At 28.9% G+C, this 15475-nt stretch carries 15 protein-coding genes; 3 read left to right on the top strand and 12 right to left on the bottom strand.

What is annotated here, in order from left to right; translation table 11 throughout:
* Nucleotides 1-90: 90 nt before the first annotated feature.
* From ACIQ56_RS02675 to ACIQ56_RS02720, 10 genes are all read right to left on the bottom strand, one after another.
* Nucleotides 91-774 carry a methyl-accepting chemotaxis protein gene (locus ACIQ56_RS02675; protein WP_397599536.1) on the bottom strand — a complete coding sequence of 228 codons (684 nt, stop codon included), beginning with the start codon at nt 772-774 and terminating at the stop codon, nt 91-93.
* A gap of 53 nt (nt 775-827) precedes the next feature.
* On the bottom strand, nt 828-1466 hold the full coding sequence (locus ACIQ56_RS02680) for an MCP four helix bundle domain-containing protein (protein WP_397599537.1): 639 nt from the start codon (nt 1464-1466) through the stop codon (nt 828-830).
* Between the two features lie 112 nt (nt 1467-1578).
* Entirely contained in the window at nt 1579-3090 is a 1512-nt protein-coding gene (locus ACIQ56_RS02685) for a hypothetical protein (RefSeq protein WP_397599538.1), read from the bottom strand.
* 114 nt (nt 3091-3204) lie between these two features.
* A complete protein-coding gene (locus ACIQ56_RS02690; RefSeq protein ID WP_397599539.1) occupies nt 3205-4164 on the bottom strand; it encodes a methyl-accepting chemotaxis protein in 960 nt (319 codons plus the stop codon).
* Nucleotides 4165-4277: 113 nt separating this feature from the next.
* Nucleotides 4278-4724 carry an MCP four helix bundle domain-containing protein gene (locus tag ACIQ56_RS02695; protein WP_397599540.1) on the bottom strand — a complete coding sequence of 149 codons (447 nt, stop codon included), beginning with the start codon at nt 4722-4724 and terminating at the stop codon, nt 4278-4280.
* A 39-nt stretch (nt 4725-4763) separates the two neighbouring features.
* A complete protein-coding gene (locus ACIQ56_RS02700; RefSeq protein WP_397599541.1) occupies nt 4764-6275 on the bottom strand; it encodes a methyl-accepting chemotaxis protein in 1512 nt (503 codons plus the stop codon).
* 168 nt (nt 6276-6443) lie between these two features.
* Nucleotides 6444-9512 (bottom strand): efflux RND transporter permease subunit, encoded by a 3069-nt coding sequence (locus ACIQ56_RS02705; RefSeq protein ID WP_397599542.1) that lies wholly within the window; start codon nt 9510-9512, stop codon nt 6444-6446.
* Between the two features lie 15 nt (nt 9513-9527).
* The gene (locus tag ACIQ56_RS02710; protein ID WP_397599543.1) at nt 9528-10457 is read right to left on the bottom strand and encodes an efflux RND transporter periplasmic adaptor subunit; all 930 of its coding nucleotides are present in this window, start codon (nt 10455-10457) and stop codon (nt 9528-9530) included.
* A gap of 3 nt (nt 10458-10460) precedes the next feature.
* On the bottom strand, nt 10461-11822 hold the full coding sequence (locus ACIQ56_RS02715; protein ID WP_397599544.1) for a TolC family protein: 1362 nt from the start codon (nt 11820-11822) through the stop codon (nt 10461-10463).
* Between the two features lie 441 nt (nt 11823-12263).
* Nucleotides 12264-12620: a hypothetical protein gene (locus ACIQ56_RS02720; RefSeq protein WP_397599545.1), complete on the bottom strand. Its 357-nt coding sequence runs from the start codon at nt 12618-12620 to the stop codon at nt 12264-12266.
* Between the two features lie 416 nt (nt 12621-13036).
* On the opposite strand from ACIQ56_RS02720, the gene ACIQ56_RS02725 reads away from it, so the two are divergent.
* From ACIQ56_RS02725 to ACIQ56_RS02735, 3 genes are read left to right on the top strand one after another with little or no spacing between them, the layout of a single operon-like run.
* Nucleotides 13037-13369 (top strand): PadR family transcriptional regulator, encoded by a 333-nt coding sequence (locus ACIQ56_RS02725; RefSeq protein WP_397599546.1) that lies wholly within the window; start codon nt 13037-13039, stop codon nt 13367-13369.
* The gene (locus ACIQ56_RS02730; protein ID WP_397599547.1) at nt 13362-13949 is read left to right on the top strand and encodes a DUF1700 domain-containing protein; all 588 of its coding nucleotides are present in this window, start codon (nt 13362-13364) and stop codon (nt 13947-13949) included. Before ACIQ56_RS02725 ends, ACIQ56_RS02730 begins: the two co-directional genes overlap by 8 nt.
* Complete coding sequence (locus tag ACIQ56_RS02735) at nt 13946-14725, top strand: DUF4097 family beta strand repeat-containing protein (protein ID WP_397599548.1); 780 nt, start codon at nt 13946-13948, stop codon at nt 14723-14725. The genes ACIQ56_RS02730 and ACIQ56_RS02735 overlap by 4 nt, the downstream gene beginning before the upstream one ends.
* 4 nt (nt 14726-14729) lie before the next feature.
* Here the strand turns inward: ACIQ56_RS02735 and ACIQ56_RS02740 are convergent, their stop codons facing one another.
* Both ACIQ56_RS02740 and ACIQ56_RS02745 read right to left on the bottom strand, forming a co-directional pair.
* On the bottom strand, nt 14730-15068 hold the full coding sequence (locus ACIQ56_RS02740; RefSeq protein WP_397599549.1) for a hypothetical protein: 339 nt from the start codon (nt 15066-15068) through the stop codon (nt 14730-14732).
* A gap of 1 nt (nt 15069) precedes the next feature.
* The gene (locus ACIQ56_RS02745; RefSeq protein WP_397599550.1) at nt 15070-15426 is read right to left on the bottom strand and encodes a response regulator; all 357 of its coding nucleotides are present in this window, start codon (nt 15424-15426) and stop codon (nt 15070-15072) included.
* Nucleotides 15427-15475 lie beyond the last annotated feature (49 nt).

The following is a 15475-nucleotide window of genomic DNA, read 5'->3' on the forward strand; positions in this document are numbered from 1 at the left end:
CTTTCAAAAGCAACTTGCTCTGACAATTTTAAAAGTCTATTTTCCATCTCCATTTAAATCTCCTCCTCAAAAGGAGATTTAATTCTGGATTTATGCTTTGTAAAAATCACTTATTGGGAGGACACTTTGTCTTACACCTATTTCTTGTTCTTTTGTTGCAGATGAAATTTGTTCAATAACAGATACCATATTGATAATATCTTCAGAAATGCGGACAAAAGAATCTTGAACATCTGTTGTTACTGTCTTTCCTTCTGTTACCCTAACTTTTGTGACCCCTAAAATTTTATTCACTTCTTCTTGGCTTTTAACAATGAGATCTTGAATTTCTTTTGCCGATTTACCACTCACTTTTGCTAAGTTCCCAACTTCTTCTGCAACGACGGCAAATCCTTTACCGTATTCTCCAGCACGAGCAGATTCAATAGATGCATTTAAGGACAGCAACTCTGTTTTTGAAACAATATCATTAATGACAGAAGTTTTTGCGTGAATTTGATTGATAATTTCAGCGATATTTTGGAGTTGGTTATTAGACTCTTGAATGGTGTCCATGCTATTTGTTAATCTTTTCATAGTTTTTAAACTTCCTTCTGCTTTCACAGAAGCATCTTTAGCTACTAATGCCGATTGCGTTGCATTTTCTGAAGTTTTATTCACCATACTTGTAATTTGATTTATGGCAGCCGTTGTTTGGTGTACAGAAGCAGCTTGTTCTGTTACAGATTCCGATAAACTTTGAGAGTTTTTCATCAATACATTTGATATTTCCATAGTTGCATCGCCTTGGTGCTTGAGGCTAATAATTGATTTACTTATACTTTTAGTTAATTTAAGTATAGAAAAATAATTAATAAACATACTAAAATAGATAAAATAAGAACCGTTGTCATAGTAATAATAGTAATACTTGTTAAATTAGCTCCCAGTTTTGTAGAATTCCTACCACCCTCAATATTAAAATTTTCTTCTTTAGTTAAGGCGTCTAAAAATTTAAATAAAGAATTTTTCCCAATTTTATTGTAATGATTTAAAGCTTCAATGCCTCTATTCTCTTTAACTAAATTAATTTCTTCGTTGTAATTTTTTATAAATTCTTTATAAGTTGCTATTGTAGTATCATAATATTCTTTTTCTCCTGGGCCGATATATTTAGAATAATTTTCAAATTCTTTATCTAAATTTTCTTTAAATGTTTTAAGATCTTCTAAATTTTTTGAGAGTTGTTCTCTTTGATTCGCTACTGAATTTGCAATGACCAAAACCTCTCTTCTGGAAAGGTTTCCAAGAGCAAGGTTAATTTTAGATATAATTTTGATACTAGGCATCCAATTTGTTCCGGTATCATTAGCGTATTCTTGAGTTTTATTTATCATATAAATGCAATACGTACATGAAAATAAAATTAAAAAAGCTAGAATGGATATAGATAAAATTATTTTAAATGAAAGACTTCTATTTCCCATTTTAACACCCCAAAAGAATACATATTTAAAATTGTATTCTTTTGGGGTGTTAAAATATATTGATAAAAAATGCTAAAAATATGACAATTTTACAAAAAGGAATGTTTAAAATTTATTTTTGAATTGTATAAATTTTTCCAAATTCGGATTTTGGATATATATTTTGGTATAAAGCATGGTATTTTTTTGAATTGATATCATCTTTTCTTTTCGCTGCTTCATTGGATAACATAAGTTGATATGGAAAAAACCATAAGGGAGGATTATAGGAAAATAAATTTTTCTCTATTCTATGTACCCCATTTTTGTAGAATAAATTTTCAATATTTTTAAGGGGCTGTTTATTTAATGCCATTTCTGATGCCAGTAAATAAGTTTCTACTAATTTTTGAATTTCGACCGTTCCTTTGTTTAAAGATTTTTTCTTTTTTATACTCAGGCTTAATTTCTTGAAATTTTCTTTTTTATTTAAATTTAAATAGGCAAGTGCTCTCGAAAAATCTACAAATAAATTTCCAAGCTGACCAAGTTGTTTTGGAGTTTCTAGTAAAATAATATCATCCCATTTTTCGAAACGGGCTAAAATAAGGTGTTCTAATGTTAAAAAAGTATCCCGATAATTTACTAAGGTTTCCATTCTGCTAGGATCCATTTTGTTTTTAACTTCACGAGCAAATTTTATAGAAAGATCGTAATTATTTGTTAAAACACCTAATATCGCTAGAAAGTGATGAGAATGTAAATAGTGATATTCATAATAGTAAGAATTTAAACCAGCACCATTATTTTTAAAGTAATTTTCATCAATATTTATTGCATTTAAATTTGCTTCAATGGCTTTTTCATACATACCAAGACGCCAATAAATGTGATTGGGCATATGGGTATAGTGTGCAATAGAATTGTTTGAAAATTTAGGAAGTTTTTCGGCTGCAATCAAACCTAAAGGATTTTCTAAATTTTGTTCTACCATATGAATATAGGTGTGTAAAATTCCAGGGTGATCTGGGTATTTGTTGTCCTTTAAAATAGGATCCATTATTGTTAAGGCTTCTTGTTTTAAGATATTGTTTGATATATTACCACAGTGAGAGTCCATACTCGAGTTGTCGTCTACATTGCTATAATAAGCGATAGCGTCTACATATAATGCCAGAGTTTCTATATGCCACTCTTCATTTGTTTTATATTTTTCATATAATTTTTTTAAGGAATTGATATAATTTAATTGTAATTGTTTAGAAGACGTGTTGTTTAATGTAAAACTCTGCTCTGCTGTTTGTATTAAATCAGAATAAAATTCATTACTCGAATTTACTAAAAATTTGGCTTTTGTAATGTCAGAGTAACCTACTTTACCAAATGGAAGACCAAGCTCTAATGCTTGTTTTTTTTTAGCAAGTGCTAAACCCCAGTAACAAACACCGCAATTGGGGTCATAAATTAAAGCCTGTCTAAAATTATACTCCGCTTGTGAATACAAATATCCATAAAAAGCAAGCATGCCACTATCAAATAAACTTTGTGCCGTTTGATCTTTACTTGCATTTTTATATTGAATATTTGCGAAAGAAAAATTTGTAATAAATAATAATGCAGTAATAATAAATACACGATATAGCATATTTACTCCTAAATGATTTGAAATTTAGTTTTAATTATTTTTTATATTTATTTCAAGTTAGATTGAGAATAATTTTTTGTTTATTCAGATAACTTATTTTGGTAGTCTTTTTTATTAAGCAGCTTTGCTTTTTGAACCCATAATTAATATTTCAATATCGTCTGTAGTCTTAATTAATTTTTCACCTTGTTCCACGAGCTCATTTGAAGACTGTGCTGTTTCATTAACGGAAGTTTGGTTTCTTTGAGTTGCTCTGTCAATTTCAGACATGGCAGTGGTAATTTGTCTTACCCCTATGTCTTGTTCTTTTGTGGCAGCAGAAATTTGTTCAATGACAGACACCATACTAATAATATCTTCAGAAATATGTACGAAGGATTCTTGTGCTTCGGTAGTTACTATTTTTCCTTCTGAGACACGTTCTTTTGTTATATTTAATATTTTATTGACTTCTTCTTGGCTTTTTACAATGAGCTCTTGAATTTCTTGCGCCGATTTTCCACTAATTTTAGCAAGGTTCCCTACTTCTTCCGCAACCACAGCAAACCCTTTTCCGTATTCCCCGGCACGTGCCGATTCAATGGAAGCATTTAAAGATAAAAGCTCCGTTTTAGAAACAATGTCATTAATGACTGAAGTTTTTGCATGAATTTGAGTAATAATTTCGGCAATATTTTGCAATTGGCTGTTGGATTCTTGAATGGTCTCCATGCTATTCACCAATTTTTTCATGGTTTCTTGGCTACTTTCTGCTTTTTGAGAAGCATTTTTTGCTACATTGGTAGACTCTTGCGCATTTTCCGAAGTTTTATTCACCATACTCGTAATTTCATTAATGGCTGCAGTGGTTTCATGTACAGAAGCCGCTTGTTCCGTTACAGATTCTGAAAGTGATTGCGAATTTTGCATTAATGTTTTTGAAATTTTCATGGTGCTATCGCCTTGTTTCTTTAAACTTTCGATAGAGCCTTTGATTGCATTTGTCAGTTTTAAAATGACAACAATAATAATAGAGCTTATAACAACAGAGCAAATTAAAACAATTGTCATGGTCCAGTTTGTAATTGTTGTCAAATTAGAGCCTTGTTTGGTCGAGCTTTCAGCTCCTTGCGCATTAAATTCCGTTTCTTTTGTTACTTTTTCAATTAACTTAAATACCGCTGGGCGGCCAATGGTGCTGTAGTGATTTAGGGCTTTAGGGCTTCTAGCCCTTTTCCTTCCTTAATCATAGCAAATTCTTCTTCAAACGTTTTTATATATTCTTTATACGCTGACATGGTCTCGTCATAATATGGTTTTTCTCCTGGGCCTAAACCATTTGTAATATAATCATTGAGCTCTTTATCAAGAGTCGCTTTAAATTTATTCAAATCTTCTGTGTTTTTTGCAAGGCGTTCTGTTTGTCCTGCAACGGCATCTGCAATTACTAAAACAGCACGACGAGATAAATTACCGATTTGAAGATTAATTCTTCCAAAAGCCTCTATACTTGGAAGCCAATTTGTTGCGGTGTCTTGAGCATAAGTTTGTGTTTTATTGATCATGACAATGCAATAAACACAGCTAAATAAAATTAATGCAACCATGACAGATATGGAGGTAATAATTTTAAAAGATAAACTTTTGCTGCTCATATATAACTGACCTCACCTAAAATAAAAGGAAATAAGGCTTTAGGCCACCTTATTTCCTCCTAAAATTAAAACTTCTATTTCACTTGTGGTGTGAATTAATTTTTCACCTTGCTCAACCAATTCATTTGAAGATTGTGCTGTTTCGTTAACCGATTGTTGGTTTTTTTGTGTTGCTCTGTCTATTTCAGACATAGCAGTGGTAATTTGTCTTACCCCAATATCTTGCTCTTTTGTCGCAGCAGAAATTTGCTCTATAACAGACACCATACTAATAATGTCTTCAGAAATATGTACGAAAGACTCTTGTGCTTCGGTTGTTACTACTTTTCCTTCGGCAACACGATCTTTCGTTATATTTAATATTTTATTCACTTCTTCTTGGCTTTTTACAATGAGCTCTTGAATTTCATGTGCCGATTTTCCACTAATTTTAGCAAGGTTTCCTACTTCTTCGGCAACAACAGCAAACCCTTTTCCATATTCCCCGGCACGAGCCGATTCAATGGAAGCATTTAAAGATAAAAGTTCTGTTTTAGAAACAATGTCATTAATGACCGAAGTTTTTGCATGAATTTGATTGATAATTTCTGCAATATTTTGCAATTGGCTGTTGGATTCCTGAATGGTCTCCATGCTATTTACCAGTTTTTTCATGGTTTCTTGGCTGCTTTCTGCCTTTTGCGAAGCACTTTTTGCTATGTTCGTAGACTCTTGCGCATTTTCTGAAGTTTTATTCACCATGCTTGTAATTTCATTGATGGCAGCCGTGGTTTCATGCACGGAAGCCGCTTGTTCCGTTACAGATTCTGATAAAGACTGTGAGCTGTGCATCAACACCTTAGAAATTTTCATGGTGTTGTCACCTTGTTTCTTTAAACTTTCAATGGAATTTTTAATGGTATTTGTCAGTTTTAATATTATAACAACAATAATTGCACTAATAATTGCAGAAAGCAGCAATACGGCAGACATTGTCCAATTGGTGATGCTTGTTAAACTAGTTCCTTGTTTTGTTGAATCATGTGCACCTTTTGAATTAAATTCTGTTTCTTTTTCAATATTAGCTTGAAATTCTAAGGCTAATTTTCGCCCAATTTTTTTATAATGAGTTAAGGCTTCGATGGCTTTGCCATTTCTTGCCATGTCTATTTCTTCATCAAAGGCTTTTAAATATTCATTATAGCTTTTTAAAGAAGCGTCATAATAAGCTTGCTCTCCTGGTGCAATCATTCCATTAGTAACATAATCCTTTAAGTATTTTTCTAAGGTTTCTCTGAATTTTGCAAGATCTGCTTGATTTTTTTCAGCTTCTTCAAGTTGATTCGCAAGGTTATTCGCCATAACAAGAACATGTCGGCGTGACAGACTGCCAAATATATTGGCTATTTTGCCCATCATTTCAATGTTAGGAAGCCAGTTTGTTGCGGTGTCTTGTGCATAAACTTGGGTTTTATTAATCATGGTTATGCAGTAAACACATGAAAATAAAATAAGAGCTACCAAAATAGAGATAGAGGTTATAATTTTAAAGGATAGGCTTTTATTTCCCATTGATCACACTCCCGTGAATTTAAAATCAATCTTTTTTTTTGGCTTCTTTTTTTTTATCTTAAAATATATTTATTTTTATTTATAAAAAAGAACACTTTTAAGTTACGTTAATAATATAAAGAGCTTATGATTGCAGTTAAAAATGTTTGAGTCCAAAATATCAACTTATTAGGAATTTTTTATCTTCTGCTTTTGACGCATAAGGAGTTTTGTCCGAATAGATTGTGGTTTAAAGCCTATTAAAAGGCTATAAGCACAGGGAACAATAATTAAAGTTAATATGGTAGAAGAAATAAGGCCACCCATAACCGCAATACCCATATTTGCCCTTGCTTCGCTTCCTTCTCCAGAGCTTAAAATTAAAGGTAACATACCAGCTATCATAGTAAGGGTTGTCATCATAATAGGTTTAAAGCGGACAACAGCACTTTCCAAAAGTGCTTCTTCCACATTTAAACCTTCAGCCATTTTTTGTTGAGCAAATTCAACTAACAAAATAGCGTTTTTCGTAACAAGTCCCATCAATAAAATAATTCCTATCATGGAGTCTATTGATAAAGCTTCATTTGTAATAAGAAGGGCTAAAAAAGTTCCTGAAAAAGATAACGGAACACTCAGCATAATAGAAAGTGGTGCTTTCATATTCTCAAATTGAGCGCATAAAACCATAAAAATAAATAAAATAGCTAATAATAAAGCGCTTGAAATATTTTTAATTGTTTCTTTAAAAAACTCAGAATTTCCGTCCAGTCCGTGCGTAACACCAAAAGGAATGGTTTTATTTATAAAAGATTCTATTTTATGAACGGCAGACTCTAAATCTTTTCCATAATAATCAGCGCTTACTTTTAGCATATTATTGCCATTAATATGCTCAATTTGGGGATCTACAGGTACTTTTTCTATAGTTGCAACACTGGATAATAATACTTGTCCGCCTTTTGAGTTTGGAACAAGGACTCCCGTTAAATCATTCATTGTTTGATTTATTTTTATTGGGAGCATTATTTTAATATCGTAAAATCTTCCGTCAGCGTAAAAATTGCCAACTTTAACTCCTTTAAATAATAATTCAATGGTGTCTGCAATATCATTTAAACTGACATCAAAAGATGCTGCTTTTAATCTATTAGGTAACACTCTTAATTCATAGGCAGGATCTTGAAGTGAGCTTGTTGCTCCTTTTGCGTCAGGAATGGTATTGATAAATTCGATTAATTTTTTTGAATACGAGTTTAGGGCATCTTTGTTGCTAGAAATTAAATTCACTTGAATTTGTTTATAACTGTCGCCCGATCCCATTTTTTCTTTATCGTTACGAATAAATTTTTTAGCATCATTTGTAATATGGTTTGTAAACTGATTTTTAGTAAAATTTCTTTTATTTGGTTTTACAAGTATAATTGTGAAATTGAGTGTGCTTACAGAATTTGATTCACCAGCTCCTACGTTCATAGAAACGTTTTCAACACCGGGGTATTTTCGTATAAACTCTTGAATTTCTTTTGCTCTATGAATTGAAGTGCTTAGAGGTGTTCCTTGGGCTAAAGAAAAATTAAAATAAACTTTACTGTCATCGACATCGGGCTGGAACGTTTTTGGGACAAAATTTAATAATAAAACACTCAAAATAAAAATAATAAATCCAATTAAAATAGTTGTTTTTTTTCTTTTTAAAATTCTTTTTAAAATATTTTGATAATTATTTTGTATTTTATTAAAAAATTGATTAAATAATATGATAAATTTATTTTCTTTTTTAATATTATTTTCATTTAATAATTTACTACTCATCATAGGAACAATTGTAAATGCAACAAATAATGAAATTAAAACAGCAGTAGCAACTGTTATTCCAAATTCATAAAAATAGCGCCCCACAATCCCTTCCATAAAAGCAATTGGTACAAATACAGCTACAATAGCTAAGGTGACAGCAAGTGCCGCGAGTCCAATTTCAGCAGACCCATCCATCGCCGCTTTAATAGCGCTTTTACCCATTAATTTATGTCTATGAATGTTTTCAATAACAACAATAGCATCATCTACTAATATACCAATTGAAAGTGTTAAGCCAAGTAATGTAAGATCATTTAATGTAAAATTTAAATAATGAATAACAGCAAACGTCCCTATTAAAGAAGCTGGTATTGCCACAGAACAAATGAATGTATTTCTCCAGTCATGAAGAAAAATAAATACAACAACTACAGCTAAAAAAGCACCTAAAATAATATCAAATAAAACTGCATTAAAAGAGTCTTTAATATATAAAGAGTCATCACTAAGTGTAATAATTTCTATTTTATTTGTATTCTCATTATTTAATTTTTCAATTTCTTTTTTAATATGAGTTGCAATTTCAAGAATATTTCCTTTGGATTCTTTTTTAATTGCAATTGAAATTGTTTTAACACCATTGAACTCAGAATAAGACGTTTCTTCCGCTAAAGAATTTGTAACAGTAGCAAAGTCCTCAATACGAATCAGAGGTTTATCTTTTATATTGATAGGTATTTTAGCGATGGAGTCAATAGTATAGGGAATACTATAAGTGGAAATCCCCATGTTTATTAAAGCACTTCGTAATGTTCCTGAAGGTTTATTTAAAATTTGATTTTCAATATTCCCTTTTAAACTATTTGGACTAATTTGCATTGCATTTAATAAAGATGAATTTAAATTAATATGTATTTCACGATCTTGATATCCATAAACAAGGACATCACCAACACCTTCTATTCGCTGTAGTCTTGGCTTTATTTCATCTAAAGTAAAACGAGATATTTCTTGAGTCGATAACGATTTAGATGTGATACCTAATTCCATGATGGGCTTTTTATTCGATTCTATTTTTTTAACAATAGGTTTTTCAGCATCTTTAGGTAGATTAACAGCACTAATAATATTTCGAACATTATTTACAGCTTTGTCTCCATCGATTTCAAGATTAAATTCTAAAAAAATACTAGCGCCACCTTGAAAAGCAGAGCCATACATTGTTTTTAACCCTTGTAGACCTTTCAAAGCATCTTCCAAAGGTTTTAAAAGGATTTCTTCAGATGTTTTAGGATTGACTCCATTATAATTAACAGAAACAGATGCATAAGGAAATTCAACGTTAGGTTCACGGTCTATGCCCATTCTTGAAAAAGAGATAAGGCCAAATATAATTATAACTAAATTTATCATTGAAGCAAAATAAGGTCTTTTTATCGAAACATTTGATAAAAACATAGGATTCGCTCTTTATTATTTTGTTTTAAGTTTAATTTCTAAAAAAACACCAGGCGCCAATTTATCATTAAAAGAAGTAACATCTGCATATATATCAAATGTTTTTGTAACAGAATCGACTACAGGAACGACTCTTTTTATAATAGCTTCGCCTTTATTCCCAGTATTTGGATTGTGGACTTCAAGTTTCATTCCAATTTTTAATTGATTAAAATAAGTAATAGGAACTTGAGCAAATAATTTAAAGTTTTTATTTTGCATTATTTGAAAAACAGAAGTTCCTGTAGAAACATAATCTCCAACAGACTTTTCAACTTTTGTTATGACTCCATTATACGGAGCTAATATTTTAGTAGATTTTAAAATATATTCTTTACCAGCTAAATTCGCTTGAGCAGATTGATGCTCCAAATTTTTAGACTCAAATAAATTTTTTTCTTTTTCATAGGTTGCTAAGTTAACAATGCCACTTTTATATTGTTTCTCCATTCTTTGGGTATTTTTTTCTTGCTGATCAAGAGCTAGTTTTTTTAAACTGACATCAATTTTGGCAGTTTTTACGTCAATTGAAGCTTGGTTATCTTCCATAGAAGCTAAAATTTGTCCTTGTTTTACTTCTTCGCCAGAACGAAAATAAATATGAGTTATACTTCCAGAAGTTGAAAAACCAATAGAACTTTGATTTTCAGCCTTTATATAAGCAGGAATACTTGGGACACTTTCGGAATCTAGAGATGTATTTATTGTGCTTGTTTCTTCTTTTTTAGAAGGTGTAGGTACTTGTTCTTTTACTAAATTTTTTTGATTTTCCTCTTTTTTATTTTCTTTACTTATACTTTGTTCTGGTAAAGAGGCTTTATTTTTATCATTTTTTGTACATGATACAAATGAAATAAAGAGTATAAAAAAAATTATTTTACTTTTTAAATGACATGTGATTTTCATTTTTCACCTTTTGTCTGAAGAGATAGGATTTTTTCCTATTGCAGCTTGTAATTTAATCCAATTATTATCAATATCGCTTCTTAATTTAGATAATTCAATTTTAGAATTAATAAATTCGTTTTGTGTTTTAATAAGCTCAGAGGCGTTTAAATTACCTGTCTTGTATTTTATTTTTGATAATTTATAGGCTTGTTCTAAAACTTCTGCCACTGATTTTGATTGTGGTAAAACTAAAATACTCGTTTTTAAATTATTAAATGCATTTATAACCTCGTTAGAAATATCTATTAATTTTTTATCTTTATTAATTTTATTTTTTTCTAGTTCATTAACAGAATCAATACGGTTAGAAAGCGAAATTCCAGAATCCCATATTGTCCATGATAATTTTAATCCAACACTGAAGGAATTGTCAGATAAAAAAGTACCCGAATTGGGATCTAAAGCATTAGATTTATTTCCAAATGATTCTGAATTAGAATATGAGGATACAAAACTTGCTGAAGGAAGAAAATTAAAATTTTGATAGGCAATATTTGAATTAGTTGCTTTAATTTTAGAGTCGAGACTTTTTATTTCACTTCTGTTTTTTTGGCTTTGATTTAAAAGTGTATTTAATTCTGGAATTTTATTTTCTTGTTTTTCCCAATTGGATTTATCTTCATTTTTTATTTGTATAGAAACATTTTCATTTAAATTAAGCGCTTTTTTTAAATCTGCTACTTTATTTTGAAATTCATTTTTTGCATTTTCGTAGGCAATTTCACTTTTTGCTGCATTTGCTTGTGAAAGTAATAAGTCAATTTTATCTTTTGTCTCGTCTCCTGTTTCAAATAAAATGCTTGTTTCTTTGTAAAGTAACGTTGAATATTCGTATGCAGCTTTTTTTATTTCTAAATCATTATATGCCTGTTGAGAATTGATAAAAGTTTGCGCACCTTCGGTGCGAGCTTTAATTTTAGCGCCCTTTAGGTCGAAAGAAGCACTATCGGTTTTAGAAGAAAGCTCTGATATTTTATATGCATTCTGCCAAAGTCCTGTAATGGGCTGTTCTAAACTTATAGATGCATCCGCTTTTCTGTCAGGAGAGGATGAATTGTAATTTGAATTTTGATTTGGATACCAATTCGTAGAACCTTGGACACTTAGTGAAGGGCCTAATTTAAAAAAGGATAAAGTATGTTGGGAGTTAAAGTTTTGTAACTCTGTATTTGTTAGTTTTACCTCGGAAGAGTTTTTTTCCGCAATATCCATGGCTTTTTCAAGGTCTAGCGATAGTATGATTTTATTTGAATTTAGCTCTTGGGCATATGAATTTAGGTTAAAAGTCAAAAAAAGATAAGCTAACTTTTTTATGGGACGCATTTGAATTACCACTTCTAAAAAATAGATTTTAAATTTGAAAATTATATAAAAATAGATAATTTATTTATCCATTTAATAGTTAAAGATATTAATGGTTATTTAAAACTATTGCAACTTTTTTAGGGAATAACACTGTAAAATTGAAATTTATTTAAGATAACTGGGTTTATAAATTAATATAAGTCAATAATATTGATATGATGATTTTTTTAATAAAAAAGTTAATTTCTCTTAAAAGAAATTAATAAGAAATTTTTGGTCATATAATTGAGTTTTTTAATTTCAAATACTTATCAGTTAAAGATTTTTTAAAAATTTATAATAACACTTATACATTTTAAATGGGATTTATTTAAAATGTATAATTTAATAAATATATTTATTTTTTTGAAAGGATAAATCTAAAATTATATTATTATCATAAATTATATATGAAAATGATTATCTATAAAAAAATAAATTATATTTTGAATTTTTTTCAATTTTAAATTCTATATATTTAATTTTAATGAATTTGAATAAAATTTTGTCATTTAATTTGTACTCCGTAATTTTATTTTTCGATATTTTCTCAATTTTTGGAAAAATAATTGATAAATTATTGTTCTTAATAATATATTTATTGTTATAAATTATAATTTTAGTTTTATTATAAGCATATAAACTTCCAATAAAAAATAAAAAAGTAACAAATAAGTGAATTTCTCTTGAATAAGGAATAATGATATCAGATATAAGAAAAATAATTGGGGTTGTAAAAATAAGTTTAGAAGCTTTAAATCTTTTAAGGGTTGACATATTTTTCCTTAATTTAATAAATATTTTAATCGATAATTTTGTCCATGTACAATTGCATATTTTCGTTTTAAAGAATCTTTGAGTCACTATCTTGGGTTTCAAGATCTGCAATCATTTATTAATTTATTTTTAATGTCAATTATATTAATTGTTTATTTTAAAAAATAGCACAAATATTTTTAAATTATATAGTAAATTAGAGTTACATTATAAAATAAGTATTACTTTTGCATACCAATTATTTAATATAATTATTGTTTCTTATATTTAGAGAGTATAAATATATTCTTGTATTTAATTTTTCGTTCCTAATTAGATATCTTTAAAAGTATTTGTGTAGTTTCCTTGCCTTTCTATGTACTGTGTAATACAAAGTACATGGCAATCAATTGTACTGGAGCAGGGGGTTTGTGATTTTGAATTCTCAATTGAAAAAAGGTGTTTTGGAACTCTGTGTTCTTGTTATTTTAAGTAAAAAAGACTGTTACGGATACGAATTAGTTGAGATTATTTCAAAACATTTAATTGTAGTTGAAGGCACGATTTATCCTCTTTTACGTAGACTATTAAATGAGGGTTATTTTGAAACCTATTTGAAAGAATCAGGGGAAGGTCCACCGCGTAAATATTACAAATTAAGTGCCATAGGAAATACAAAAATGGTTGAAATGATTAAAGAGTGGAATCAATTTTCAACTAGCATCAATAATATTATTGGCTCAAATGGGTTTGAGGTAAAATATGAATAAAACAATTTTTTTACAAAAGTTAAAAAATTCTCTTTCCTTTATGAGTGATGCGGAGAAAGAAGAAATATTAAGAGATTATGAAGAGCATTTTTATGCTGCGAAAGAGTCTGGAAAAACAGAACAAGAAGTTATTCAAAGTTTAGGAGATCCTTGCATTATAGCTAAGTCTTTTTCATCCGAAAAAATAATTCATAAAATAAATTCAAATACTTTTGTTCCAAAAAAGTTGTTACCCGCTTTGCAATCCTATTTTCTTGTTACGGGTGTAGGTTTTTTTAATTTAGTATTTTTTGGAATTCCTTATTTTATTGTCTCTATTTTTGGACTATTTATTTGGATTAGTTCTTTTTCTTTTACTTTTTTTAATTTCCTTCATTTTGTAGAATGTATGTTGAGTTGTATAAATATATGTAATACAAATTTTTTATCTTCCGGACTTTTTCACTTAGGTAATTTTTTTCTTGGTATTTTGTTATTAAATATATGTTATTTTATAACTAATAAATTATTAAAAATATTTATTAAGCATGTTCAATTTAGTTTGAAAATTTCTAAAATTAATTCAGAGAGTTTAAAATGAAATTTAATCAAAAAAATTTAATTATTGGTTCTTTTATTTCTATGACAGCTTGTTACGGAAGTGCTTTTGTTCTTGCTCAAGGCAAAAGTAATGATTTTAAAAATTTAGAAAATGTAGAAAAAATATATGAAAATCAAAAAAATGTGAATTTAAATATAGTTGTTTTAGATGCTCATGTTTTAATCCAACAAGCGCAAAATAATATAGTTACTATAAATATAAAAAAAATAGCCCCTTTTTGTAATTTAGAAATTACAAATAATGCGGGAGAAATCTATGTTGATTATCAAAAAGGAGACAATTGGCTAGAAAATAAAAGGGGGTGTAAAGCTGAAATAAAAATTTCTCTTCCAAAAAATTCATCTATCGCTACCAAAATAGTTTCTGGTAGAACAGAAATAACTGGTGAATATTCCTCTCTCGATTTAAAAGCGGTGAGTGGTGATCTGTCTTTTAATGGGCAGAGTGAAAATTTAAATATAAAGTCTGTATCTGGAGAAGTTAAAGTACAAGGTTTTCATAAGAATTTAAATGCAAAGAGTGTAAGTGGTGATATTGATATAAAGTACTCTAATATATTAAGTGGAGATATTCTTGCTACAGATACTGTAAGTGGGAATGTTAAAATAATTATTCCGAAAAAAACAGAGTTAAATTATTCTTTTAAATCTGTTTCTGGGCAATTTAAATTACATGAAGCCTTTGTATCAAATAATGCAAAGTTTACAATAAAATCAAAAAGTGTGTCCGGTGATGTGAATGTAAATTCGTATTAATTATTTATATCACTCTTTTAACTAAATAAGTTAATTTCTCTTCTAAGGCATCAATAAGAATTTTTTGGTCATATAATTGAGTTTTTAAATTTTTAATTTCAATTTCTTTTTCGGTTAAATATTTTTCAAAATTTATAATATCAATCTTTTTTTCTTTTAATTGGGATTCTTTAATATATACAAAGTATTTTCCCTCTCTAAGCTCAGATTTTATTTGACCTGATTTTATTTTTCTTCGTAAGGTAATCTCAGATACTTGTAAAATTTGTGCGGCATCATTTAGTTTGACCCAGTTTCCTAATTCTTCTTTTATTTTTTGATTATTTTTTAACTTAATAGCCATATTATTGCTCGATAAATTTTATAACATCATCAATTGAGTATGGTTTTTGAAAACAGGTAAAATTTTTATTATCTTGTTTATTTTTTTCAATTCTTGGGTCAGCGGTGTCATCTCCGGTAGCTAATACAAATTTCCCTTTAAATGTAGCTTTTACTTCATTTTCAAAAAAATCAACGCCATTTTCTCCATCTAATAAAAAAAGATCACAAACAATACTATTGATATCTGTTGAGTTTTTTAAAATATTTCTAGCCGATGAAAGATTTTGTGCAAATTCAGCTTCATAACCTTTACGCTTAAATCTTTTTACGTTCATTTCCAATAAATCAGCATCATCGTCTATGAGTAAAACCTTCATTATATATTAACCTCTTTAAATTTCGGAGCTCAATTTTAAAGGATAGTGT

Origin of the sequence: Silvanigrella sp. (assembly GCF_044369315.1) — a bacterium.
GTDB lineage: Bacteria > Bdellovibrionota_B > Oligoflexia > Silvanigrellales > Silvanigrellaceae > Silvanigrella.